Origin of the sequence: Stieleria sp. JC731 (assembly GCF_020966635.1) — a bacterium.
Classification (GTDB): domain Bacteria; phylum Planctomycetota; class Planctomycetia; order Pirellulales; family Pirellulaceae; genus Stieleria.
Genome location: NZ_JAJKFQ010000002.1, coordinates 360724 through 384012 on the forward strand (window position 1 = coordinate 360724; position 23289 = coordinate 384012).

Sequence of the window (23289 nt, forward strand, 5' to 3'; positions counted from 1 at the left end):
TGCGGTTGATCGCTACTTGATCGGATTGCTTTTCCGATTTCGCACCGCTCGTCGATACGCCTTCTCCGCTTGCTCGGGTGTCATCCCTTTGTATCGGTCCTGATGAAGAATCGCGTTTCGCTCAGTTTCGATGCCTTCGTCGCCTTGAGACTGCATCCATGCGACCAGCTTTTCTTTCAACTGCGAAACGCGTTCCGCTTGCGAAGGATCGTCCGCCAAGTTTGTCATTTCAAGCGGATCATTATCGCAATCGAACAACTCAAACTCTGGCCGGTGCTGATACTTGGCAACAAGGTCTTCGGCAACCGCGTCACCCGCGGCCGCAGCCTTTTCCATCGACTTGAAGTAATCTGCTTCGGTACAAGCGTTGGTGAACGTCGCTTCGTGATTTAAGTTCCAAACCAATCGGTAGCGTTCATCACGAATTGTACGAATCGCAAACAAGTCACTTCCGGCAATGATGCCGCGTGTAGTCATCAGACCGTAGGTATGGCTTTTGTGCTGGTCGGTTTCGCCCAGCAGCACAGGCAGAAAGCTTTTCCCATCGAGATGGCTCTGTTCGTCCAATCCGGCAGCGTCGATGAAGGTCGGAGTGATGTCGACGTATTCGACCATGGCATCGGACGTCGTGCCTGGCTTGACCTTGCCCGGCCAACGGACCACCATCGCCGATTGCAGGCCGTTTGAATAGCAAGTCCACTTGGCAAAGGGAAACGAATTCCCTTGCTCGGAAACAACCATCACCATGGTGTTGTCGGAAAGGTTGTGCTTGTCGAGCATGCCTAGAATTTGCCCGACTTGGTCATCAAAGTAAGTGATCTCGGCAAGGTAATTTGAAAAGTTCTTGCGAACGACAGGCGTGTCGGCCAGGTAGGGTGGCAATTTGACTTTATCGGCCGGATAACGCGATGCGTCACCTTTGTTCCAAGGCGAATGCGGTTCGTTGGAGCAAGCGAGCAAACAAAATGGCGTGCTGTTTTTAGCCGAATCTGAAAATAGCTTGTCAACGACTTCCATGTCTGGGTTTCGCTTGACCACGCTGTATTCGAATGGGAACACCGACTTCGGACCGATGTGCGTCTTACCGCTCAGTGCGACACGATATCCCGATGGTTTCAAGTAATGGGCGATGCTCTTGGTGCCTTCGTCGGCAAAGGTATGGTTCGGGTACGCGCCGCTGTGAACCGGATATAGTCCTGTGTAAATGTTGTGCCGTGTTGGCGAACACATCGGCGCCGCCTGAAAGCACTTTGTCAGTTGCATCCCTTGCTTTGCCAAACCATCGATGTTCGGCGTATGAGCCTGACCGCCATAGCAACCGATGTCTCGGAAAGTGCAATCATCGGCGATGATAAAGACAAAGTTTGGCGGCGAGCTTTCCGCATAAAGCGTGCAGCTGAGCGTTAGCAGTGCGAGTGCGGCGAAGACGAATCGATGCATAAAGTTCTATTGGGTAACGAGATCGATTTAAATTGTAAAAATAAAGACCAGTGCGACTATTCAGGACGAAGCCCGGCGCATGAGTACAAATTCGCTGAGTTCCAAATTTTGGACACGGTTACTCACGCATGAGATTGCGAAGGGAGTTGCTCGGCAAGTTCGAGGGTTTGATCCCACCGCGACTTCAACAACTCCATCTGATCGTGGCTCCAACTTTGCCCTACAAGGCTTATGATATGCAATGCGGCGATCGTTCCTAGTGAAATCGGCACGACAACCAAAGCCCAGGGCGGATTCTTCATCATCCATTGTACGAGACCATAGATCATCGCACCGAACAGCGTGCAAGCGGCCACAAGGTAGAGAGCCATCACCATCGTCCAGATTTCCGGACGGGGTGAAAACCGACCGAAAGCCTCTGTAGACTGTGGCTGGTCTGTCGTATGCAACTGAATGGAAAGGTGAGGCGACCAAATTCGGCGTTCGGATGGCTCGACTTTAAAATCGACAACGGTCCCCGCCGTTTCTGCATAAGGCGACATCACGGGGCCTCGAACGACTTCCCGCACCCTTCGTTTGGCTTCGTCCATCTCCCAAGGCAGCTCAACACGAAACGTCGGCTGCATTTTTAAGGAACTACGAACAGTTTCATCTGTCATGGCTAAAAACACACAAGATCGCGAAGACTTATTGCGTGACGGGGTCGCGATGCCGATTCGTGGGCGGATTTGGATTCAATCTCAAAACGGCGACAACCAACCGGAATCGGGATCGAAACTGGAAGTGGTGATCGGTTTTCGCCGCGACGGACGGCTCAGTTTATATTGGGATCAGGACCCCGTGTTTCAGTTTGATGCAAATCAACGTCTCCGTCGGGTCTTTATTAACGACCGAGCCTACCGAGCCGAAGCGGGCCGCCTTTGTCTTATCGAGAAACAGTCCGAAGGCACCGGACCGGTCAGCCGACTGCAATTGAACTCCACAGCTTTGCAGGCTTCGACAGAATCCGAAATCGTCGCGATCCTTCGACAACGGCTGGAACAGATCAAAGAGGCACTGAATTCGTTTATCATTAAAAAACCGAATCCCTCGCACGAAGACTTCATCGAATCCGTCGGCGAAGCCCCCAATGCGTTTGCCATGCGGGTACTTCAATGGATCGATACATTAAAGGATCCGGTGCCGATCGCGGAATCGCTATCCAGCTAACCAAAACCAGTCCAAGCTCCCATGCCTCAAGCCCGTCGCAACAAAGCCCCGCAAGCAACCGCTTGGGCAGGTCCCCTACGCAATTCAATGCTCGACCGACGCACGATACTGGCGGCAATGCTGGGCGGAACGGCTTCGCTCATTCACGCGGAACAGCCAAATCCGGACGGGATCAATGAACGAATCGAGACGCTTGTCCGGGAGGCCATTGCCAAGGGCGATCTGCCGGGTGCCGTGGTGTGTTGTGCAGGAACCGAACAGGTTTATTACCAAGCGACATTCGGGAATCGCTGGTTGACGCCAACGAAGGTCCCGATGTCAGCCGAGACGATTTTCGACCTCGCTTCAATCACCAAGTCGGTTGCCACGGCGACTTCGGTAGCATTGCTGTATCAAGACAAGAAGATCGATCCCAATGCCCCGGTATGCCAATACATGCCGGAGTTCAATGGGAATGGAAAACAGAAAATCACGATCCAACAGTGCTTGCTGCACACCAGCGGATTAACACCGGACAATGCCTTAGCGGATTACTTGGAAGGTCCCGACATTGCCTGGCAGAAGATCTGCAACCTTGGCTTGCGTTCGAAGCCTGGTGAGAAGTTTGCTTATTCCGATGTTGGCTTTATCGTTTTGGGACAACTGATCAAACGAGTCAGCGGAGTTGAGGTCGATCGATTCGCGGCGAAAGCGATTTTTGAACCTCTATCGATGCAAGACACGATGTTCAACCCACCGGAAGCGTTGCGTTCTCGGATCGCGCCGACGGAAAACGAAGGTGACGAATGGATTTGCGCTCGAGTGCACGATCCACGCTCCTTCAAGATGGGTGGTGTTGCGGGACATGCGGGGCTGTTTTCGTCCGCGGGCGACTTGGTGAAATTCGGACGTGACATGCTGGCCGCGTCGAAAGGACAATCCAAGATCTTCGATCAAGCGACATTCGATTGGATGATCACGCCGCATCCCGTTCCCGAACAATTGCCAAGAGGCACACGCGCGATGGGATGGGATCACCAATCACCGTATTCACGTAACCGAGGTGAGTCGTTTTCGAAACGTGCGTTCGGTCACGGCGGGTTTACGGGAACCGTATTGTGGATCGACCCGGTGAAAGAGCTGGTATTCGTGTTTCTCAGTTCCAGGCTGTACCCCGATGGCAAAGGTTCCGTGAACACGTTGGCGGGTCAGATCGCGACAGAATTGGGAAATGAGTTTGGGGAAGTGCGCTGAATCGTGTCCGCGATAGCGACGGTTGTTTTTGGGTGATGTGTTTGGGTTCATGCAACCGCGGCTAGCGCCTTTGCGGCTCAGGTTGGAGACGTGCACTGAGCCGAATCGCGTTAGCGACGGTTGGATTCGGGTGCGTTGTGTTTGGGTTCACGTAACCGCGGCTAGCGCCTTTGCGGCTCAGGGTGGAGAAGTGCACTGAGCCGAATCGCGTTAGCGACGGTTGTTTTCGGGATGCATTGTGCTCGGGTTCACGTAACCGCGGCTAGCGCCGTTGCGGCTCAGGGTGGAGACGTGCACTGAGCCGTATCGCGTTAGCGACGGTTGTTTTCGGGATGCATTGTGCTCGGGTTCACGTAACCGCGGCTAGCGCCGTTGCGGCTCAGGTTGGAGACGTGCACTGAGCCGCATCGCGCTAGCGACGGTTGAATGAGATAACCTTCACCCTACGCTCGCGGGTGAAACTGCTGATGAACTTTCTTCAGCCTTGAATGTTCAACGTGCGTATAGATCTGCGTGGTTTGAATACTGGCGTGCCCGAGCATCTCTTGGACTTGTCGCAAGTCGGCCCCGCCGGCCAACAAGTGAGTCGCGAAACTGTGTCTTAACGAGTGCGGGCTGATATCACTATCAATACCGGCGCGACGGGCGTAGTGCTTGACCAAGCGCCAAAGCTGGATTCGATCCAGCGGCCGGCCGCTGCGAGAAAGGAACAGCTCGTCGTGTTTATTCTCTCGCTTTGACGCCAGTTCGGTCCTCGACTCTTCGAGATAGATTTTGATCGCCGCGATTGCTTGGCCACCGATAGGAACCATCCGTTGCTTGCCACCTTTACCGGTGCACTTCAAATACTTTTGATCAAACGAAAGGTCTTGCAACCGCAACGTACAAACCTCACTTGCACGGCAGCCGGTCGCATAAAGCACTTCGAGCATTGCCTTGTCACGTTGCCAAAACGCGTCGACTTTGCGTGGTGCATTCAGAAAGCTATCCACCTGGCGCTGCGTAAGGACACCCGGAACACGCTGCCAAAGCTTTTGCGCCGCCAGTAACTCGGCGGGGTTTTCGGCGACAACACCTTCGAGCTGCAAGTACTTGAAAAAGGTCCGAACCGCGACGACTGCTCGCGAGACTGATGCCGGGGCAAGATCAGAGCTTTGCAATCGCGCCATAAAGTCCGTCAGGTCGCCAACGCGAATCGCATCCAAACGACGATTGCCCAACCAATCAATAAACCGGGCTAAGTCTCGACCGTACGCGACAATCGTATTTTCTGCCAAGTGACATTCGCCGCGAAGGTATCGCAGAAAATCATCTCGCACCGAGTCCGCTGATAAGCTCGGCTTCGCCGGAGGCCCGACGTCGTTGAGCATCTGGAGCTTGGTCTTGCGTTTAGCCACAACTGGAACCGGCTTTGGATGATTGGTGCATTACTTCGCGAACAGATTGGCAGCGGATCACAAGCGGTGTATCAAACCGATTTTTCATTCGCAATGCTATCGCGAGAGTACCAGGTGCTTCTCGAACTGCGATCTACCAAAGCGCAACCACCGATACCGATGCAAACAAAGCTTCTGCTGCAAACAGGGCTCCTACTGCAAACAGGGATCCTGCTGCAAAATTCAATCGGCACGCCGATCCGATGACAGACAGGTTTTGAAACTTGTTTGAAGAAAGAATTATGAATTGTCCAGTGTTGAGATGTATCGCATGTAGTGGTCTGAATGTTTGCCCAGCCTGCCGCTTGTGGATCTGAGCGAGTCAAACTTGAATCCCTAGCGTTCACCCTCTTGGGCTGATCTAAACTGCCCTATCATGTAGCCCAGTGGTATCGACTGGGACATGATTCCAGCAAAAACAATCTCGATCGACTTTACGGATTATCATGAATCTTCTTGTTGTTGGCGGTGCCGGGTACATCGGCTCGCATGCGGTGCGATTGCTACTCGATGCAGGCCACTCGGTAACGGTGTACGACAACCTGTCACGCGGCCATCGCGAAGCCGTACCAGAAGGACTGCTGGTGGAAGGCGAACTGACAGATCGCGAAAAGTTGGTCGGCGTCTTGAAAGACAAGAAGATTGACGCGGTGATGCACTTCGCCGCGTTTGCGTTGGTGAACGAGTCTGTCAACGACCCGGCGCTTTACTACCGAAACAACGTTATCGATGCGGTGGAACTACTTGACGCGATGCGTGAAGCCGACGTCAAGAAGATTGTCTTTAGCAGCACCACGGCAACCTACGGCGAACCCGATGTCATTCCGATCGCGGAAACGACATTGCAGCAGCCGATCAACCCCTACGGCTTTACCAAGCTGGTCTTTGAACAAGCGTTGGCGGACTACGCTGCCGCATACGACTTTGGCTACGCGGCACTGCGATACTTCAACGCCGCCGGGGCACACCCAGACGGCACGATCGGCGAAGATCATGATCCGGAGACTCACCTGATCCCGATTGTCCTGCAAGTCGCCTTGGGACAACGCGAACACATCACCGTCTTTGGTGATGACTACGCGACCCCCGACGGGACCTGCGTCAGGGATTACATCCACGTCGAAGATCTAGGTCGCGCCCACCTTGCGGCACTTGAACGAATCGAGCCAGGCAAAGGCATCTGCGTGAACTTGGGAACAGGCCGCGGCACCAGCGTCCGTGAGATCATTGACGCGTGCCGCGAAGTCACCGGCCACCCCATTCCAGAAGTGATCGGCCAACGACGTGCCGGTGACCCGCCAGAATTGATTGCCGATGCGACATTGGCCAGGGAGCTACTTGGGTGGGTTCCCGAATACACCGATGTCCGCCGCATGGTGGAAACGGCCTGGAAATGGCACCAATCTCACCCCCAGGGTTACCAATCGAAGTAAGCTTCGAATATCGACGCTGGCCTTCGCCAGCAACATCAGTGCCGCAGCTTGCTGCCCATCGCATCAAGCTGACTTTTCGGGCCCGCACACTTTTTTGGGCCCACGGCTCGAATGCCTGCGTTTAGTTTGCAAAGGCTCTGCCGAGTGCTTCTGCTGGCACCGCAGCGTTCTGCAACTTTCGACCATGCTTTTCCGGTGGCCAACCAACCGACTTGGCCCAGCAAATCTTCTCGACCCTGCTGACATATTCGACCATGCGAAGATTCAAGGAAATTACCTGTGCGGCCATCCTAGCAGCCGTCACCGTCTTTCCATCGATCCCAAGCATTGCAGCGGAGCTAGATCGCCGCCAGCAAACGATTGTCCGCAACCTTGCGATGGTCATCAACAAAGCCAACAAAAGCTTGTTCGAAGGCAAGAAAGACCTGGCCGAAAACGATTACCGTCGCGCGATGGACTTGATTGGCAAGATTGTCGAACAGAACAACGCCGACATGAACGAAGCGATCGAGCCACATCTAAAGATGATTCGCAAAACGCATGCGATGCTGGAACTCGAAGGTGCCTCGGTACCGCCTTTTCGAATCCCGGAAAGCTCGGCCGATTCGATGAGCGACAATGCTGATCCAGACAGCCCAATGACGCCCGGAAGCCCAACGCCACCGGGGAGCAGCCCGACCGGCTTGGTCAGCTTTAAAGACGACGTCGCACCGATCTTGGCAAACAAGTGTGGCAGTTGCCATGTCACCCGCAGCCAAGGAAGGTTCTCCTTGGCCAGTTACCAAGCCCTGATGAAGGGCCCTCCCGAAGGTGTCGTCGTTTTCGCTGGCGATGTGATCGGCAGCCGTTTGATCGAAACCATCGAAACCGGTGACATGCCACGAGGCGGCGGACAAGTGACGCCTGCTGAACTAAAAACGCTGAAAGATTGGATCATCCAGGGTGCAAAATTCGATGGCACCGATCCATCCATGACCATCTCGGCAAACAACAACACCCCCGCACCTGCACCGGCCCCCACGCCGATGATTACCAAGGCGACGGGCAAAGAAACCGTCAGCTTCGCAAGCGATATCGCACCGCTATTGGTCGACAATTGCAGCGGGTGTCATATCGATGCCATGCAAACGCGTGGCGGATTGCAGATGGACACGTTCGCTCGGCTAATGCGTGGTGGGGACACCGGTCCCGTCATTACACCGGGACGAGGCGAAGCGAGCTTGATCGTGCAGAAGCTGCGCGGCACAGCTGCCGATGGTGCGCGGATGCCTGTCGGACGCCCCGCGTTATCCGACGATGCGATTGCGTTGATCAGCAAATGGATCGACGAAGGGGCGACGTTGGATGCCGAAGAAAGCCAACCATTAAAAGTCATCGCCAGGCTTGCCTGGGTGGCCAACGCCAGCAGCGCGGACGTCTCTAAACGCCGAGCCGAACTGGCTCAAGAAAACCTACAACTGGCGGGCAGCACCAGCCCGATCGCCGAATTCGAAACCGAACACTTCCGCGTTGTCGGGCCCAGCTCTAAAGCGACGCTGGAACTGGTCGGCAAGTCCGCTGAGCAGCACATCACCACTGCAAAAACGGTTGCGAAAGTCAAAGGCGCGTCGTCGGGCGAAGATTACTTCCACGGCAAGGCAACGATCTTTGTTTTCCCCAAACGTTACGACTACAGCGAATTCGCCAAGATGGCCGAACAACGCAGCGTGCCTGCGGACTGGTCATCGCACTGGCGATTCGATGGTGAAGATGCCTATGTTGTGGCCGTGGCGACCGAACGCGAAGAAGAAGAGGCGATCGAGAATCGTTTGCAAAGCCCGGTGATTAGCTTGGCGGTTGCGAGCCGCGGGATTGATGTCCCCCGTTGGTTTGCAGAAGGCATCGGGTCGGCTCGAGCGATTCAGACGAAAAGCCGAAACGAACAGGCAAAGCTGCGAACCAAAATTGCAGAAGCCGCGTCCTCGGTGAAAGATGCCAAGGCCTTTCTGGAAAACCGTCTTACACCGGAACAGGCAGATGCGTTCGGAACTGCACTCGCCATGACGATGCTTGATCGAAACAGAAAAAAGATGCTGGACAACACGTTTCGATTTCTTGCCGAGGGACGCCCCTTTGAACAAGCCTTTACCGGCGGGTTCGGTGTCACCCCGGCTGTCTATATCGATCAGTTTCTAAACTACGCTCGCTAGGCAACGGGCCCAACTTGCTTTGCAACTGGCCCTGTCCGGCCGGGTCTATCACGGCACTGCAAAACCGCATCGTGATCGGGTTGGACTTCCGCGAGCTTTCTTGAGTGCCAACCGTTTCTGATACCGGAAACAATGCAGGGGTTTACAGCCCCTGCGAATAGGTGAACCTCAACCGCAGTGCGTTCCTTACGGGAATTCGACTGCGGGTTGGTATAAACCTTCGCAAGATAAGCGAATTGACCGAGTATCGGACAAAGCGTGTTCCAGCTAGCATGTGGGCACATTTCCTGACACCTCCCTCTAGAGCACCGGTGACATCCGGATCATTCCATGATTGTGATAATGGAGCAGAGCGCGACCGAAGAACAAATCGAAGCGGTTGCCAAGAAAGTTGAATCGATGGGTCTGAAATCGAACGTGATCGTCGGTACCGAACGGACCGTGATTGCGGCGATCGGCGACAAGCGTTCGGACTTTAAAGATTCAATCGAAAGCAGCCCCGGTGTCAGCGGCGTGGCGCCGATTTCGGCCCCTTACAAAATGGCCAGCCGCGAAGTGCGTCCAGAACCCAGCGAAGTCAAAATCCTGGACTTCGTCGCAGGTGCCGGAAATGTGGGTTTCATCGCGGGACCCTGTAGCGTCGAAAGCGAAGAACAATTGATGTCCACCGCTCGCGCTGTCAAAGCTGCCGGTGCGACAGGCCTGCGCGGTGGTGCGTTCAAGCCCCGCACCAGCCCGTATAGCTTCCAGGGGATGAAAGAAGAAGGCCTGAAACTGTTGGCCGCAGCTCGCGAAGAAACCGGTCTGGCTGTTTTCACCGAAGTGATGGGCACCGCCGATGTCGAACTCGTCGCCAACTATGCCGACGTTTTGCAAATCGGCGCCCGCAACATGCAAAACTATCGACTGCTTGAAGCCGTCGGACAAAGCGGAAAGCCTGTGCTGCTAAAACGCGGTGCCTCCGCCACGATGGATGAATTCCTGCTCGCCGCCGAGTACATCCTGAACGAAGGAAACGAGCAGGTCATGCTTTGCGAACGCGGCATCCGCACCTTCGAATCACATACACGATTCACTCTGCCGCTAGCCAGCGTTCCATACCTGCACCGCCGCACCCACCTGCCGGTGATCATCGACCCGTCACACGGGACCGGCCACACCTACATGGTTCACGACATGAGCGTTGCCTCGGTCGCAGCGGGTGCAGACGGCATCATCCTAGAGGTTCACCCTGATCCGCCGAACGCACTAAGCGATGGCTACCAATCGCAAACCTTCGACGAATTTGCCAAAACGATGAACCGCTGCCAAAAGGTTTTGGCAGCCCTCCAGGATTAGTCATGTCGGACCAGCAAGCCGCCGAAAAATCACAGCCGATCGAGCAGGCACAGTCAATTCGTAGCGCCGGAGACCGCACCGTTCAGCAATACCAGGAATGGATGCAGATCAACGGTGCGGCGCACCTGATGCGTGCGGCGCGTCAGTCAGGCATCACCGCCCAATTGCGAGAGAAACAGCACTCGCTTTCGGAGCTTTGTGAAGCACTGTCGCTTAACGAATCGATTGCGAAGCTGGTTCTCGATGGACTGGTCGCGATTGGCTACGTCGAACAGTATGGCGATGACTATGCGCTCGCTCGTGCCGGCCATTTGCTTTGCCAATACGACGAAGACCTTGGCGACGCTCGGCTGGAAACTCTTGCCGAGCAACTCAAAAGCGATTCGAAGTCGGCTTCACTTGGTGATGTCGAAAAGTTCCGAACCGATTTGGCCGCGACACAGTGGGTCCACACTTCCGCCGCAATGCAAGCGGCCGAGATCCTGGATATCGGCGGTGAAGGCAGTCAGGGGACTCGGATTCTGGACCTCGGCTGTGGCTCTGCCGTCTGGAGCTGTGCGATGGCTCATCGTGACGGGAAATCAACCGTCGTTGCGATCGACCTCGCCGGTCAAATCGAAGCGGCCCAAAGCACGGCAGATTCGATTGGGCTTGGCGATCGGTTCAGCACGATCGAATCCGATCCACGTAGCGCCAGCCCCGAATCGGACTCTTTTGACGTCGCGATTCTCGCTCAAAACCTGTCGGCGTTCTCCGATGACGAAGCGGCTGGATTGCTAAAAACGGCATTTCAATCGCTGGTTTCAGGCGGGCAGCTTGCGATCCCAGACCTATACCAAGGCCCCGGAAAAGCGACGCTAAAGGAATCACTCGGCCGATTGACCATCGGATTGGCCACAACAGCGGGCCGAGCTCGAGACCTAAGGCAGTGCCAGCAAATGCTGATTGCAGCGGGATTCACCGGGATCCAGTTCACTTATTTGGCCGCCAGCCCGATGGGATTGGGGATGATGGTGGCGCAAAAGCCATAGCGGATGTTCCAACTGATATCAGCCGCACGGAAAACCGGCGCTAACGCCCATCGGCTGATCCAGAAATCAGCCTTTGACAGCCCCCTCTGCCTGACATCCGAACACAGCCCTTCAGGGCCAACACCTGGGGACTTCGAGCGGGCATTTTCGGATTTGATCACGCGATTGGGCTATTTTGCCGAAGATGGATCGATCGGCAGCAGCGGATCTCCGCCAAAGAATCGACTTTCTGTCAATCGTGGATTGACGAAGTGGATCCTGGATTTCTACATTGCTGGGCCAAATTGAACAGAACAGACGCCAAGTCTCCTCCTTTAATTAATCACAGCCATGGCTGTCCCAAAGCGAAAACACAGCAACAGTCGAACCGGTAAACGCCGCAGCCACGACCGAGTCAAAAAACGTCAAATCGGCTACTGCCCACAGTGCAGCAGCTCGGTGCCAACGCACACGATTTGCCCTAAGTGCGGCTTCTATATGGGCCGTACCTTGGTCGAGCCTCGCGAAGAGTAATCTCGCTTGCGGCCTATCGGCCTCAATCACTTCATTGCGTTCAACGCCGCCAGTCGCTATCCGGCCGGCGTTCCATATGCCATGACGACGCAGAATCACTGCGTCCGGTCTTGCGGTTTGCTGCTGCCATGAGTTCGCGACTGCGTTTACCGCAGGCAACGCCAACCGAGCGCGGCGGCTCTCTCTAGCAAGCTGTCTTATCCGGCTCAGCTCCCCACGGTTGCCGTACCACGAAGGTTACGCTCGATTAAGGGCCCCAGCCGAAGCCTGGATGACAGTGGATGCGTCACGCGTCAGTCATCGGCGAATTCGAGTTTCGTTTCTCTTAGTGGCAATTCACAAATGGACGTCGATGCTGTCGGGATTCTATTTCCCGGACAGGGTGCCCAATCGGTCGGCATGGGCAAATGGCTCTGCGAAAACTTCTCGATTGCGAGCGACCTATTCACCCGCGCTAGCGAAGTGCTTGGCTATGACTTAGCTGACCTTTGCCACAACGGACCGGTCGAAAAACTTGACCAAACCGAATTCAGCCAGCCCGCCCTATTCACGGTCGGAATCGCAGCGGCAAAGGTGCTTCAACAAGAACAGCCAGAGCGGCTTGCGAAAGTCACCGCCGCGGCTGGGCTAAGCCTCGGCGAATACACGGCGGTTTGCTTTGCCGGTGGCCTGGAGTTCGAAGACGCACTGAAGCTCGTTCAGCGACGTGGCCAGGCAATGCAAGCGGCCGCAGATGTTGTCCAGAGCGGCATGGCGAGCGTCATTGGCATGGACCTGGAAACGCTATCGGCACTGTGCGAAGAAGTCCGCCAAGACGACGAAGTGCTCCGCCCTGCAAACCTACTGTGCCCAGGAAACATCGCCGTTTCTGGACACATCACGGCACTTGACCGCCTGGAACCCGCCGCTGTTGAAGCCAAGGCGATGAAAGTCATTCGCCTTAGCGTTGCCGGCGCGTTTCACACCTCGCTGATGCAACCCGCTGTTGAAAAGCTGACCGAAGCCTTGGCGGAAATGCCAATCACGGACACCCAAATCCCGGTTTACAGCAACGTCGACGCACAACCGCACCAGTCAGCTGACGAAATTCGCGGACTGCTCAGCCGCCAAGTGACCGAACCGGTCCAATGGGAAGCCTCCATCCGCCGGATGGTCGACGATGGCATCGGCGGCTTTTTTGAAGCAGGCACCGGACGCGTGCTCCGCGGAACACTGAAACGCATTCAACGAAAGCTTCCGACCGACGGTTTCGGCGACGAAGAATAAACACCGGTCCCCTGACACACGAGATTGATTCGCCATGGATATGACACTGAAAGCCGACCTGTCCGGACAGGTCGCGATCGTGACCGGAGCATCGCAGGGGCTTGGCAAAGCCGTCGCGGTTGCCTTGGGAATGAACGGAGCCACGGTTGCCTGCTTGGCGCGAAACGCTGACAAGCTTGCCGACACCGTCAAGGAGATCGAGGCCGCTGGCGGCAAAGCGATCGCCCTTTCCTGCGACGTGACCGACCGCGAAGCGACTGACGCCGCGATCAAGCAAGTCGCTGCAGATCACGGACGCCTGGACATCCTGGTCAACAACGCCGGCATCACACGCGACAAAACGATGCGTGGAATGAGCGACGATGAGTGGGACAGCGTGATTGCGACCAACCTGACCAGCTGCTTCGTTTGCTGCCGTGCAGCCGCCAACGTGATGCGACGCCAAAAATACGGCCGGATCGTCAACATGGCCAGCATTTCAGGCCTGATGGGCAACCCTGGCCAAGCGAACTACTCCGCCAGCAAAGCGGGAATGATCGGAATGACCCGGACCATGAGCAAAGAACTGGTCAATCGCGGCGTCACCGTCAACGCAGTTGCCCCCGGATTCATCGCCAGCGAGATGACTGACGCGATTCCGGCAGCCATTCTGGAAGAAGTCAAAAAGACGATTCCCGCCAAACGCGTCGGAAATCCCGAAGACGTTGCCGCTGCCGTTCTGTTCCTCGCTTCCAAGGATGCAGGCTACATTTCGGGCCAGACCATCGTTGTCGACGGCGGAATGACCGGCTAAACCAATACACGGAGTGTATGTTGGGCGAAGTGAATCCCGGCATATTGACGTCTTTTGCTTGAATCACCTATCTTTTCGGCGAATCAACGAGGCGTCGTAGGGCTCCATCGGCTGACCCGCGTTTGAATCGGGCATGGCGATCCGCCAAAAGTCCCCTTGAACGCATCACCTCCCATTCGAACTTCCCTGTTAAAGAACATAACAAACTGGAGAATCGCTTATGGCTACCGTCGAAGAGCGCGTGGTCGACATCGTTGCTGAACAGCTTGGCGTCGAAAAAGACAAAATCACCCGTGAAACCTCTTTCGTAAACGACCTCGGAGCTGACTCGCTCGACACCGTCGAATTGGTGATGGAACTCGAAGAAGAGTTCAACATCAGCATTCCTGACGAAGCCGCCGAAAAGATCCAAAAGGTTGGCGAAGCCGTCGACTTTATCGAAAACGCACGGGGCGAAGACGCGTAAGTTTTTCGCGCCGATCATAACCCGCGACGGGCGATGCGCACCGCTAATTGCAGTGCTGGCGCATCGCCCGATTTCGATTCAACGTTTCATGTTTTTCTTTGCGATACCTTGCTCGCCAAGGTTCCTTTCTTCCAGGCAGCATGATGGCCCAGGAATCCAATTCTTCAGCGACCACCCCGCATATCTACAAAGGCGAACGTCGCGTTGTTATCACCGGTGTCGGTGTCGTCACACCACTTGCCTCAGAAGTGCCCCTGTTTTGGCAGCGGCTTACCGCAGGTGAAAGTGGCGTCGGCAAGATCACCTTGGTCGATACCACCGAATACAAGGTCCATTTTGCTGGCGAAGTTTACGACTTCTCGCTGGAAGGAATCACCGATCCTCGCGAAGAAAAACGGCTCGATCGGTTCACCCAATTCGCCGTCCATGCTGGCTATCAGGCGATCAACGATTCGAAGCTGGACTTCGATTCGCTCGATCGAACTCGCTGTGGTGTCATCCTGGGCAGCGGCATTGGCGGACTGATCGAAATCGAAAACCAAATTGAACGGATGCTGACCAAGGGCCCTTCCCGCGTCAGCCCATTCACCGTTCCCAAAATGATGGTCAACGCCGCCGGCGGGAACATCTCGATCACCTACGGCCTGAAAGGCCCGAACTATGCAGTCGCGACCGCATGTGCGAGTGCGACCAACGCGATGGGTGACGCACTTCGCAGCATTCGCCTGAACGAAACCGATGTCGTCATCACCGGCGGCAGCGAAGCGGCCCTGACCCGTATGGGACTTGCCGCATTCCAAAACATGAAAGCATTGTCGATGCGAAACGACGAGCCTACAAAGGCCAGTCGACCATTCGACAAGGACCGCGATGGCTTCGTCCTCGGCGAAGGCAGCGGCGTGCTGGTGTTCGAAGAACTTAACCACGCCCTAGCACGTGGCGCGAAGATCTATGGTGAAGTCCTTGGCTACGGAACGACCAGTGACGCCGGCCACATCACCGCACCCGATCCAGAAGGCGTCGGGGCAGCCGCCGCGATGACGGCAGCACTTGCCGATGCCGAGGTCGACCCAACAGCGATCGACTACATCAACGCACACGGCACAAGCACCCCACTGGGCGACATCGCTGAAACGAAAGCGATTAAGCGAGTCTTTGGCGATCACGCCTACAAAACCACCGTCAGCAGCACGAAAAGCTCAATCGGTCACTCACTTGGTGCGAGTGGCGGTATCGAAGCAGTCATCCTGTGCAAGACGCTCGAAACGCAAACAATCGCACCGACAATTAACCTGGATAACCCAGACCCAGAATGCGATTTGGATTACACCGCAAATGAAGCGGCTTCCAAGCCTGTGAAAATTGCGATGAGCAACAGCTTTGGCTTCGGCGGCCACAACGCCTGTGTGGTTGTCGGCAAATACGAAGGCTAAGTGCTTCGCTTAAGCCGATCGTAACCGGGTGCTTTATAGAAAGTACCCATCACAGTCCCTGTGATGCCGGGCATGGATTGCCGGGTGGTGGTTCAGATCCGAAGCGGCAATCCGAAGCGGCACCGCGGAGCGTGCCGGGTACTTTTTTGATAGTTCCCATCACAGTCCCTGTGATGCCGGGCATGGATTGCCGAGTGGCGGCTGCAGAGATGAATCGGCACGGCGGAGCGTGCCGGGTACACTTGGGCAGGCCTGAACTAGTTATCCAAAGTTCGGATGCGATTCTCGATCGCATCGATCAGGCATTCGGGGTTCAGCGGTTTGCAGAACCAGTGATCCGCGCCACCTGATCCGACACTCAGCTCGCTGGCCTCTGGATTCATGCCACTGACAACGAAAATCGCCGAGTCGTCAAACCGATGGTTTTGCCGGATCGTCCGCACCGTTTGGGCGCCGTCACAAACAGGCATCAACATGTCCACCAGAATGATATTTGGTGGTGCAGTGGACGACATATTCTCCAGTGCGGACAAACCGTCCTGGTAGCCTTGAACGCGATAGCCTTTCAGCCGCAGTAGACCTGCGAGCAACTCACGCTCATTTCGATCGTCTTCGACCAACGCGATAGAAACATCTTTGGTCGGCTCAGCTTCTTTCTGTCGCTTCAGCCACTGACAATCATTCAGACGGGCCAGAGCATCATCGATATCGCGGAACGTTGATTCCGCCTCGTCGATTTGCCCAGCCGCGATCAACTCGCGATACAGATGCATACCGACGCTGATCTGCTGTAGATCGTTTCGAATGGCATGCCGCGCCGCAGGTGGAAGACACTGCAACTGAAAACGGTTCGGAAGTGAGTCGGAATCGATCGATTCCCCCGAACGCAATTCACCTCGAATGATCGAGATGTTCTTTGGCGCATCGATCCCTATGCGCGCCTGACCAGCACGAACTTTCAAGAAGTGAAGGCTAATGCCCACCTCTGGAAAAGTCACCTGATCATCGGTCCGTCGTGTGAGTACTAACATATTGGTTTTGCCCCGTCGCCCCTGTGATGGCCGAATTGCCCCCCAGAATGCGGAAATTGAGTAAATTCAACATACGAATTGCCAATCGCCAGTCAACAAAGAAATCCCACCAATGGTTTAGAATTGTGGGTTTTTTTCTTACACTCAACCTGTCGGACAACCGACGGCGTGAACAACCGTAAATCCGGCGAACCCCCGCCCTGTATGTAGAACATATCCGCACACTTTTGGTGCACCCCAAATCAGACAATCCGTCTCGATTGGCGCCACTCTGCCAGCAATAGCGATGCAAACGAACAGGCATTCCGCATTTTCAGTGCGTCGTTAGGAAACAAACTTCGACTGAACGCACACACATAGCTCAGGATCACACCAGGGATTCGCGTACCCACGCACATGCTTTCGCTGAGAAATTAACCGCAATAAACCGTTGATCACTCACGGAGATTGCGGCGTCGATTTTCACAAATCCAAGGTCGCAGTCACAGCGACTTTGGAGGTCAACGAAATACAAGGACGATACTGCAATCGTCCTTCACATGTGCCTTTAAAAAGATAGGCGTTCAGCAACCGCGTAAGCGAACCGTCATGCGGTTCTATCAATGCCAGTTTTAAGAAAGACCGAGTGAACAATGCGTCACCGATGAACAAAGATCGTTGTCGAGACACCCGCATCCCATCACACGGACTACACCTAACCAACGATTGTCTTTGCTATAGAGACCGGTGGATCTTAATCCTTCGCCTGCTCGCGAAGCTTACAACACTTGGTGATCGCTTCGATCAAACGCTGTGGATCGACTGGCTTGACGAGGTGCAAATCAAAACCGGCTTCCTCCGCTTGAACACGATCCTCATCACGCCCATAGCCTGTCACCGCAATCATCACCAAACCCTTATGGCGCCGATCCGAACGGATTAACTTTGCAAACTCGTAGCCATCGACGTCGGGCAACCCGATATCAACGACAGCAACATCAGGTTCTTCTCGATCGACTTCACGCAAGCCTGATCGTCCATTCGCGGCAGTGATCACGTGAAAGCCTTTCAGCTGTAACGATCGAGCCAGCATCCGTCGAATGCCGTCGTTGTCTTCGACAAGCAAAACCCGTATGCCTGCGATCGGCTCTTCCGTCGCATCAACGGAGACCTGCGGACGCTGATCGGTTAGCGGGAACCGCAATATGAATTCACTTCCACGGTTCGGTCCTGGACTGTGCGCTTCAACAGTGCCGCCATGTGCATCGGTGATCGCCTTGACGATCGGTAGTCCCAAGCCCATACCGCCTTGGGTCCGATGGATTGCCTGCTCAGACTGAACAAAGGGCTCGAAGATCGAAGGCAGAAGGCTTGCGGAGATCCCTTCGCCTTCATCCCGGACGGTCACGACAGCTTGGTCTCCATCTCGACCGACGCTGTACCAAATAGCCCGGCGTGACGGACTGTAGCGACTGGCGTTGACCAGCAGATTGACTTGGGCTTGCTGCAACCGTCCCGCATCGGCAAGAACATAAATCGGCTCGTCATCAACCTGAACGTGCAGCGTCTGATTGGAGCTATCGAAACGGTGCTGGACACAGTCGAGAATCGTCCCGGTTAGCTTCGTCACGTCCAACGGACGCTTTCGGATCATCAGCTTGCCGTTTGTAAAACGGGCGACGTCCAGCAAGTCATCCAGCAGTAACGCGATGTGCTGAAGCTGAGCCTCCATGACCTCGCGAGCTTCCTGCTCGCTATCGGGATCGATGTTTTCATCGCGAAGCAACGTGCACGCATTAAGAATCGCCGCGAACGGATTTCGCAATTCATGCGATAGAGTCGCCAGGAACTGATCTCGTTGCTGCACGGCGCGACGAATTTCTGATTCGGCACGACGCTGCTGAGTGATATCACGTGCGATAATCGAAGCCCCATCGATATCGCCGTTGTGATTTTGAATGGGCGAAATGGTCAAAGAGACGTCAAACCTGTCGCCATTCTTGCGGCAGCGGATCGTCTCGACCCGATCGACAGACAAACCATTACGAATCCGCTGCAAATAGCCCGACGCTTCATCGCTAAGGTTGTCCGGTGTCAGGATCCCATCCCGCCGACCGATCACGTCCTTGCTTTCGTAGCCGAACAGCCTGGTTGCACCAAGGTTCCAAGTGCGGATTGCCCCATCCAGGTCGACTCGGTAAATCGCGTCGTCGGTATGCTCGACAATCTCGCTCAGTTCTTGCAATCGAGCTTGAGCGACTTTCAGTGACGTGATATCGACCAGCGTCAAAACAATCCCATCGATTCCGTTGGGAGCCACATACGGACGAATCCGCATCAGGTACCAGGTTTCATGGACGTCATCGCGAACTTCGAACTCTTTTGGCTTTCCCTTGGCGATGACCGCCTCGATATCGCTATCGAGCGTGTCGTGCTTGATACGGTGTGAAAAGTTGTCGAACCGTCGACCGATATCCTGCGGAATCAGATTAAATATTGCGGCAGCGCCGGTCGTGAATCGACGGATGCCCAATTCACGATCGAGAAACAACTGATGCACATCGCTGCCGTTGAGCAGGTTGTTGATGTCGTTTGTCAGCTCGGTTAGCTCGGTGATCTTCCGCTGGTGTTCCGAGTTTACCGTGTACAGTTCCTCGTTGACGCTGTGCAATTCCTCGTTGGTGCTTTGCAACTCTTCATTCGACGAAACCAACTCCTCATTCGCGCTTTGCAATTCTTCGTTGGTCGCTTGCAATTCCTCGATCGTGGTTTGCAAGCTCTCTTTTGTGAAATCCAACTCGCGTCGCAAATCGCCAAGCTCACGAGTCTCGTTTGAAATCTCAAGTTCTTCGGTTGCAACCAGCCTTGCCGGTATTTCCGACGAATCGTCGAACTGAACCAGCCACTGGATCGTCGATCCATCAGGGCGTATCGGCTGCACTGAGACAGAAATGTTGGTCATGCCGATTTCGGTCCGACATTCAACGCTCGATGCGACGACCTTATTGCCGGTCTTCTCCGACTGCCGAAGCGAATTAGCAACAACTGATGCCAAATCCGGGTGAAGCAGTGTCAACACGTCTTTGGTGGGGCGTCCGGAACTGAACTGCAGGTACCGCCCGGCCTTTGCAAACGTATGCAGGATCTCTCGATTGCCGTTGACCAAGATCGAAGGTGGAATGAACTGATCGAGCAGCTGATCGTAAGTCTTCAGCATCGACCGTGTGCTTAAGAACCCTGACGAGTCCTCTCGCTGCGGCTGCACACGGCGGTCGCCACCAATGGGCGTCTGAAGCTCAAAAGCTTTACTCGGGAACCGATCACGGCATTTTGTAAACAAGTTGCTCGATTCATCAGTCACCCGAAAGACATCTTCGAGGTCACCGATATTTTCGCTGCCACCTAGCAACAGAAAACCGTCGCGGCGCAATCCAAAGTGAAACAGCCCCAGGACCTTTCGCTGAGCCGGAGGCGTGAGATAGATCAATAGGTTCCGGCACGAGATAAAATCGATTTTGGTGAACGGCGCATCTCGCAAAATGTTGTGTGGCGAGAACACCACCATTTTCCGAAGCAACGGCGATACTTGGTAATTTCCATTCCTGCGAATGAAGAATCGCTCTAGACGCTCAGGTGAGATGCCGGTGAGGCGATTCTCTGAGTAGATACCTTGGCTGGCCGCGGCAAGAGACTTTTCGTGAACGTCGGATGCAAAGATCCGCACCTCGCGTTCCAGCCCCAACTTCTCGAGATGCTCGGCTATCAAGATCGCGATCGAGTAAGCCTCTTCACCCGTGCCACAACCGGCAACCCAAATGCGAAGTTCCTGCTGCCCCTCAACTCGGCTAGCAAGTCGCGGGATCACGTTCGCTTCGAGATACGAAAACACTTCGGTGTCGCGAAAAAATCGCGTGACACCAATCAACAGGTCGTGATAAAGCGATTCGAGTTCGTCCGTCGATCCGACGGCCCATTGTGCGTAGGACGCCAAGTCCTCATGTCCGGTGACTTCCAATCGACGGGTCAACCGACGTTTCATCATCGACGTTCGATAGTTCGCGAAGTTGATTCCGTAACGCACATTGAGGTGCTCGAGAACCATCGCCAACGGTTCGTTTCCTTGGCTTGGCTGGGCTAAAAATGCTTCCAAGTCTTCCTCAGAATCCATCGCGTGCCGCACCAAAGCTTGTGCGATTCTGGTCGCGGGTAACTCGATATCAACCACTCCGGTTGCGATAGCGCTATGCGGCATCCCATCGAAACTGGGGTCACTTTGCGAGACCACCAAACCACCACATTTGTGAATCTCGCGGATGCCGCGGGATCCATCCGAACCGGTCCCCGACAAAATCACCGCAATCGCCCGTGAACCGGCGTCCTGGGCCAGGGAGCGCAGAAAGTAATCGATCGGAAAACTCAATTGGTCCTGTTCCGATCGATCGGTCAACCGAAGCCTTCCGCCACTGACGATCGCCTCTTTCTTGGCGGGCATCAGATAGACTTGGTGAGGCAGCACCTCCATCCCATCTTCGATCACCTGCACCGGCAGCTTGGTTTTTCGGGACAAGAGCTGATCCATCACGCTCTTAAAATCGGGTGACAGGTGCTGAATCACCACATAGGCAAGCGGTGCTGAAGGATCCGCCGCATGGAAAAAATCTTCCAATGCCGACAATCCCCCGGCGGAGGCGCCGATTCCTACGATGTAACACTCATCAGAATCAGGCATCCGCAAGCGACCCCATAAACCGAAGAAAATCGATTGCCTAGTTTGAAGAAAATAGGATTAGCGCAAAAAGATTGGTGCCAAAAAGCTTGCCGTACCTTTCTGCAGATCGCGAAATGCTACCACGAGTGAGTTGCCGTGCACAACTTGTGGCACATTTGAGATCGTTTTTACCACCTAAAACTGGAGGCGAACTCCTATCTTGGAATGCGCGTACACCTGAAAGGTGCGTTCACCGTTTTGAGCTAGCACGGTAGAATCGTCACTCCGGGGCGCTCGATTGGAGACGAATGGAGGAAGATGACAGAAAAAGACAATGAATCGGCAGATCGTGGCATCTGGCTAACCAGTGACGAAGTCCACGAACTACGTGATCACATCCAAGCCTTGAAAGTTGGCCACTCGCTGGTCGCAAACCCAGAACAGCTCGCGCCAGATGAGCTTCACGAGATTTACGTCCAGATGGGTGAAGCTATCTCGAAACTTGCCAGCAGTCGAATTTTTCGAGCGCCAAGACAGTGACCAAACTGCAGAAGCGTCTCGATTGCCGCAATCTCCTTCGCGTGAATGTCCGTGCCGCGCGAAGCTGTGCTACCGGTGCAGACATCCTCCCGATCCCAAACGCTAAGTCTCGCCCAGTGACTGCGTCTCGCCCAGTGACTGCTGCAATCACAGATCGTAAGAAAGCGGCCGCGCGTTGCAGTTTGCCGAACCGGTCTAGCCTGTGCGAGATAGAGCAACCGACTGAATCAAGAATCAGTTCCAAAACGATACGTCAAATCGGCTGATAGCTAGACCCATCTCAGCAACTGGAGTATGTATAAAAAGCCTCCACAGGCGGGGCAACAAGCCTGTGGAGGCATAAACAGCTGACAATGGAGCTGGGGCAGCGCTCCCGCAACTGTTTGTCTCTTTGGATTTTGATCCTGGTTGCTCGTTATCAGATGAAGCGTACGTCGCGGAGGCGTGCAAGCGGGGGGGATTCTGCCAACCGCATGAGCTGCGGTCTGTAGGAGAGTTACCGCATGACGACATTTTTTAAAAACATTGCAGCATGTCAAAAACGCGATTCATGGTCCTTGATGACCACAAACTGATCCGCCTTGGCATCAAGGCCGCGATCAGCCAACACGACGACTGGGAAATTGTTTCCACGGTCGGGTCGCTTGCAGAGGGAATGAACGCCCTAGAGACCACTGAATTCGACTTTGCGATCGTCGATTTAGGCCTGCCTGACGGCAGCGGCCTGGAGTTCATCGCACGCGCAAAACTCGTTCGCCCAAACTTAAAAATTTTAGTCTCGTCGATGCGAGATGCCCACCTCTTTGCATATCGCTGCATCGCCCATGGGGCCCATGGCTACATTGGCAAACAAGAGTCCGACACCAACATTGACCTTGCTATCCAAACCATCCTTGATGGCAATACCTATGTCTCACCGGATCTCGAAGACCCTGAAGCAACTCCTACGTCAACGAAGTCACTAACTCTCTTCCAAGAGATCTCAACGCTATCAAAGCGTGAACTGTCGGTGTTTGAACTGATTGGCCAAGGCTGTTCGACCAAGTTGATTGCCGAACAGATGGGTGTCAAAACAAAGACAGTCGACTTTTACCGTGAGCGGATCAAGAACAAGCTCGAACTCGCCTCGACGTCCGAGCTTTTGCACTACGCAACACGCTGGATCGTCTCACTAGAAGACAGCTAATCCGGCTGCACTGGCACCTTTTAGAGCGACTACATCGACAGCCAGCAGATACTCAGTTCGGGCAC

General features: G+C 54.8%; 20 protein-coding genes. 14 read left to right on the forward strand and 6 right to left on the reverse strand.

Annotation, left to right across the window (positions count from 1 at the left end; translation table 11 throughout):
* Nucleotides 1-12: 12 nt before the first annotated feature.
* Both LOC67_RS07090 and LOC67_RS07095 read right to left on the reverse strand, forming a co-directional pair.
* The gene (locus LOC67_RS07090; RefSeq protein ID WP_230261834.1) at nucleotides 13-1440 is read right to left on the reverse strand and encodes a sulfatase; all 1428 of its coding nucleotides are present in this window, start codon (nucleotides 1438-1440) and stop codon (nucleotides 13-15) included.
* Nucleotides 1441-1562: 122 nt separating this feature from the next.
* Entirely contained in the window at nucleotides 1563-2099 is a 537-nt protein-coding gene (locus LOC67_RS07095) for a hypothetical protein (RefSeq protein ID WP_230261835.1), read from the reverse strand.
* On the opposite strand from LOC67_RS07095, the gene LOC67_RS07100 reads away from it, so the two are divergent.
* Together LOC67_RS07100 and LOC67_RS07105 are read left to right on the forward strand one after the other, a co-directional pair.
* Nucleotides 2098-2649, forward strand: coding sequence for a hypothetical protein (locus LOC67_RS07100; RefSeq protein WP_230261836.1), 552 nt, complete (start codon nucleotides 2098-2100; stop codon nucleotides 2647-2649). The two genes, LOC67_RS07095 and LOC67_RS07100, sit on opposite strands and share 2 nt — an antisense overlap.
* A 21-nt stretch (nucleotides 2650-2670) precedes the next feature.
* The gene (locus LOC67_RS07105) at nucleotides 2671-3882 is read left to right on the forward strand and encodes a serine hydrolase domain-containing protein (RefSeq protein ID WP_230261837.1); all 1212 of its coding nucleotides are present in this window, start codon (nucleotides 2671-2673) and stop codon (nucleotides 3880-3882) included.
* A gap of 443 nt (nucleotides 3883-4325) precedes the next feature.
* Here the strand turns inward: LOC67_RS07105 and xerD are convergent, their stop codons facing one another.
* Nucleotides 4326-5252 carry a site-specific tyrosine recombinase XerD gene (gene xerD, locus LOC67_RS07110; protein WP_230261838.1) on the reverse strand — a complete coding sequence of 309 codons (927 nt, stop codon included), beginning with the start codon at nucleotides 5250-5252 and terminating at the stop codon, nucleotides 4326-4328.
* Nucleotides 5253-5297: 45 nt separating this feature from the next.
* On the opposite strand from xerD, the gene LOC67_RS07115 reads away from it, so the two are divergent.
* From LOC67_RS07115 to fabF, 10 genes are all read left to right on the forward strand, one after another.
* Nucleotides 5298-5525 carry a hypothetical protein gene (locus tag LOC67_RS07115; protein WP_230261839.1) on the forward strand — a complete coding sequence of 76 codons (228 nt, stop codon included), beginning with the start codon at nucleotides 5298-5300 and terminating at the stop codon, nucleotides 5523-5525.
* 239 nt (nucleotides 5526-5764) lie between these two features.
* Entirely contained in the window at nucleotides 5765-6751 is a 987-nt protein-coding gene (gene galE / locus LOC67_RS07120) for a UDP-glucose 4-epimerase GalE (protein WP_230261840.1), read from the forward strand.
* Between the two features lie 254 nt (nucleotides 6752-7005).
* Nucleotides 7006-8940, forward strand: coding sequence for a c-type cytochrome domain-containing protein (locus LOC67_RS07125; protein WP_230261841.1), 1935 nt, complete (start codon nucleotides 7006-7008; stop codon nucleotides 8938-8940).
* A 330-nt stretch (nucleotides 8941-9270) separates the two neighbouring features.
* Complete coding sequence (gene aroF, locus LOC67_RS07130; RefSeq protein WP_230261842.1) at nucleotides 9271-10278, forward strand: 3-deoxy-7-phosphoheptulonate synthase; 1008 nt, start codon at nucleotides 9271-9273, stop codon at nucleotides 10276-10278.
* Between the two features lie 2 nt (nucleotides 10279-10280).
* Nucleotides 10281-11309 carry a class I SAM-dependent methyltransferase gene (locus tag LOC67_RS07135; RefSeq protein WP_230261843.1) on the forward strand — a complete coding sequence of 343 codons (1029 nt, stop codon included), beginning with the start codon at nucleotides 10281-10283 and terminating at the stop codon, nucleotides 11307-11309.
* A 330-nt stretch (nucleotides 11310-11639) separates the two neighbouring features.
* Nucleotides 11640-11822, forward strand: coding sequence for a 50S ribosomal protein L32 (gene rpmF, locus LOC67_RS07140; protein WP_230261844.1), 183 nt, complete (start codon nucleotides 11640-11642; stop codon nucleotides 11820-11822).
* Between the two features lie 342 nt (nucleotides 11823-12164).
* Nucleotides 12165-13088, forward strand: coding sequence for an ACP S-malonyltransferase (gene fabD, locus LOC67_RS07145; RefSeq protein ID WP_230261845.1), 924 nt, complete (start codon nucleotides 12165-12167; stop codon nucleotides 13086-13088).
* A 34-nt stretch (nucleotides 13089-13122) separates the two neighbouring features.
* Nucleotides 13123-13881: a 3-oxoacyl-[acyl-carrier-protein] reductase gene (gene fabG / locus LOC67_RS07150; RefSeq protein ID WP_410001121.1), complete on the forward strand. Its 759-nt coding sequence runs from the start codon at nucleotides 13123-13125 to the stop codon at nucleotides 13879-13881.
* A gap of 220 nt (nucleotides 13882-14101) precedes the next feature.
* Complete coding sequence (locus LOC67_RS07155) at nucleotides 14102-14347, forward strand: acyl carrier protein (protein WP_094418769.1); 246 nt, start codon at nucleotides 14102-14104, stop codon at nucleotides 14345-14347.
* A gap of 140 nt (nucleotides 14348-14487) precedes the next feature.
* A complete protein-coding gene (gene fabF, locus LOC67_RS07160; RefSeq protein WP_230261847.1) occupies nucleotides 14488-15780 on the forward strand; it encodes a beta-ketoacyl-ACP synthase II in 1293 nt (430 codons plus the stop codon).
* A 257-nt stretch (nucleotides 15781-16037) separates the two neighbouring features.
* Here fabF and LOC67_RS07165 read toward each other — a convergent pair whose 3' ends face one another.
* From LOC67_RS07165 to LOC67_RS07175, 3 genes are all read right to left on the reverse strand, one after another.
* Nucleotides 16038-16811: a response regulator gene (locus LOC67_RS07165; RefSeq protein ID WP_261366790.1), complete on the reverse strand. Its 774-nt coding sequence runs from the start codon at nucleotides 16809-16811 to the stop codon at nucleotides 16038-16040.
* A 462-nt stretch (nucleotides 16812-17273) separates the two neighbouring features.
* The gene (locus tag LOC67_RS07170) at nucleotides 17274-17480 is read right to left on the reverse strand and encodes a hypothetical protein (protein ID WP_230261849.1); all 207 of its coding nucleotides are present in this window, start codon (nucleotides 17478-17480) and stop codon (nucleotides 17274-17276) included.
* A 64-nt stretch (nucleotides 17481-17544) separates the two neighbouring features.
* Nucleotides 17545-21519, reverse strand: a complete 3975-nt coding sequence (locus LOC67_RS07175) for a CheR family methyltransferase (protein ID WP_230261850.1) — start codon at nucleotides 21517-21519, stop codon at nucleotides 17545-17547.
* Nucleotides 21520-21816: 297 nt separating this feature from the next.
* On the opposite strand from LOC67_RS07175, the gene LOC67_RS07180 reads away from it, so the two are divergent.
* Nucleotides 21817-22038: a hypothetical protein gene (locus tag LOC67_RS07180; RefSeq protein ID WP_230261851.1), complete on the forward strand. Its 222-nt coding sequence runs from the start codon at nucleotides 21817-21819 to the stop codon at nucleotides 22036-22038.
* 532 nt (nucleotides 22039-22570) lie between these two features.
* Nucleotides 22571-23224 carry a LuxR C-terminal-related transcriptional regulator gene (locus tag LOC67_RS07185; RefSeq protein WP_230261852.1) on the forward strand — a complete coding sequence of 218 codons (654 nt, stop codon included), beginning with the start codon at nucleotides 22571-22573 and terminating at the stop codon, nucleotides 23222-23224.
* The last annotated feature ends 65 nt before the right edge of the window (nucleotides 23225-23289 follow it).

What these genes read in the sequence shown, in the direction of transcription:
- LOC67_RS07090 (WP_230261834.1), bottom strand. Translation starts at nt 1,440, where the DNA reads ATGCATCGATTCGTCTTCGCCGCACTCGCACTGCTAACGCTCAGCTGC.
- LOC67_RS07100 (WP_230261836.1), top strand. Translation starts at nt 2,098, where the DNA reads ATGGCTAAAAACACACAAGATCGCGAAGACTTATTGCGTGACGGGGTC.
- LOC67_RS07095 (WP_230261835.1), bottom strand. Translation starts at nt 2,099, where the DNA reads ATGACAGATGAAACTGTTCGTAGTTCCTTAAAAATGCAGCCGACGTTT.
- LOC67_RS07105 (WP_230261837.1), top strand. Translation starts at nt 2,671, where the DNA reads ATGCCTCAAGCCCGTCGCAACAAAGCCCCGCAAGCAACCGCTTGGGCA.
- xerD (WP_230261838.1), bottom strand. Translation starts at nt 5,252, where the DNA reads ATGCTCAACGACGTCGGGCCTCCGGCGAAGCCGAGCTTATCAGCGGAC.
- LOC67_RS07115 (WP_230261839.1), top strand. Translation starts at nt 5,298, where the DNA reads ATGATTGGTGCATTACTTCGCGAACAGATTGGCAGCGGATCACAAGCG.
- galE (WP_230261840.1), top strand. Translation starts at nt 5,765, where the DNA reads ATGAATCTTCTTGTTGTTGGCGGTGCCGGGTACATCGGCTCGCATGCG.
- LOC67_RS07125 (WP_230261841.1), top strand. Translation starts at nt 7,006, where the DNA reads ATGCGAAGATTCAAGGAAATTACCTGTGCGGCCATCCTAGCAGCCGTC.
- aroF (WP_230261842.1), top strand. Translation starts at nt 9,271, where the DNA reads ATGATTGTGATAATGGAGCAGAGCGCGACCGAAGAACAAATCGAAGCG.
- LOC67_RS07135 (WP_230261843.1), top strand. Translation starts at nt 10,281, where the DNA reads ATGTCGGACCAGCAAGCCGCCGAAAAATCACAGCCGATCGAGCAGGCA.
- rpmF (WP_230261844.1), top strand. Translation starts at nt 11,640, where the DNA reads ATGGCTGTCCCAAAGCGAAAACACAGCAACAGTCGAACCGGTAAACGC.
- fabD (WP_230261845.1), top strand. Translation starts at nt 12,165, where the DNA reads ATGGACGTCGATGCTGTCGGGATTCTATTTCCCGGACAGGGTGCCCAA.
- fabG (WP_410001121.1), top strand. Translation starts at nt 13,123, where the DNA reads ATGGATATGACACTGAAAGCCGACCTGTCCGGACAGGTCGCGATCGTG.
- LOC67_RS07155 (WP_094418769.1), top strand. Translation starts at nt 14,102, where the DNA reads ATGGCTACCGTCGAAGAGCGCGTGGTCGACATCGTTGCTGAACAGCTT.
- fabF (WP_230261847.1), top strand. Translation starts at nt 14,488, where the DNA reads ATGATGGCCCAGGAATCCAATTCTTCAGCGACCACCCCGCATATCTAC.
- LOC67_RS07165 (WP_261366790.1), bottom strand. Translation starts at nt 16,811, where the DNA reads ATGTTAGTACTCACACGACGGACCGATGATCAGGTGACTTTTCCAGAG.
- LOC67_RS07175 (WP_230261850.1), bottom strand. Translation starts at nt 21,519, where the DNA reads ATGCCTGATTCTGATGAGTGTTACATCGTAGGAATCGGCGCCTCCGCC.
- LOC67_RS07180 (WP_230261851.1), top strand. Translation starts at nt 21,817, where the DNA reads ATGACAGAAAAAGACAATGAATCGGCAGATCGTGGCATCTGGCTAACC.
- LOC67_RS07185 (WP_230261852.1), top strand. Translation starts at nt 22,571, where the DNA reads ATGTCAAAAACGCGATTCATGGTCCTTGATGACCACAAACTGATCCGC.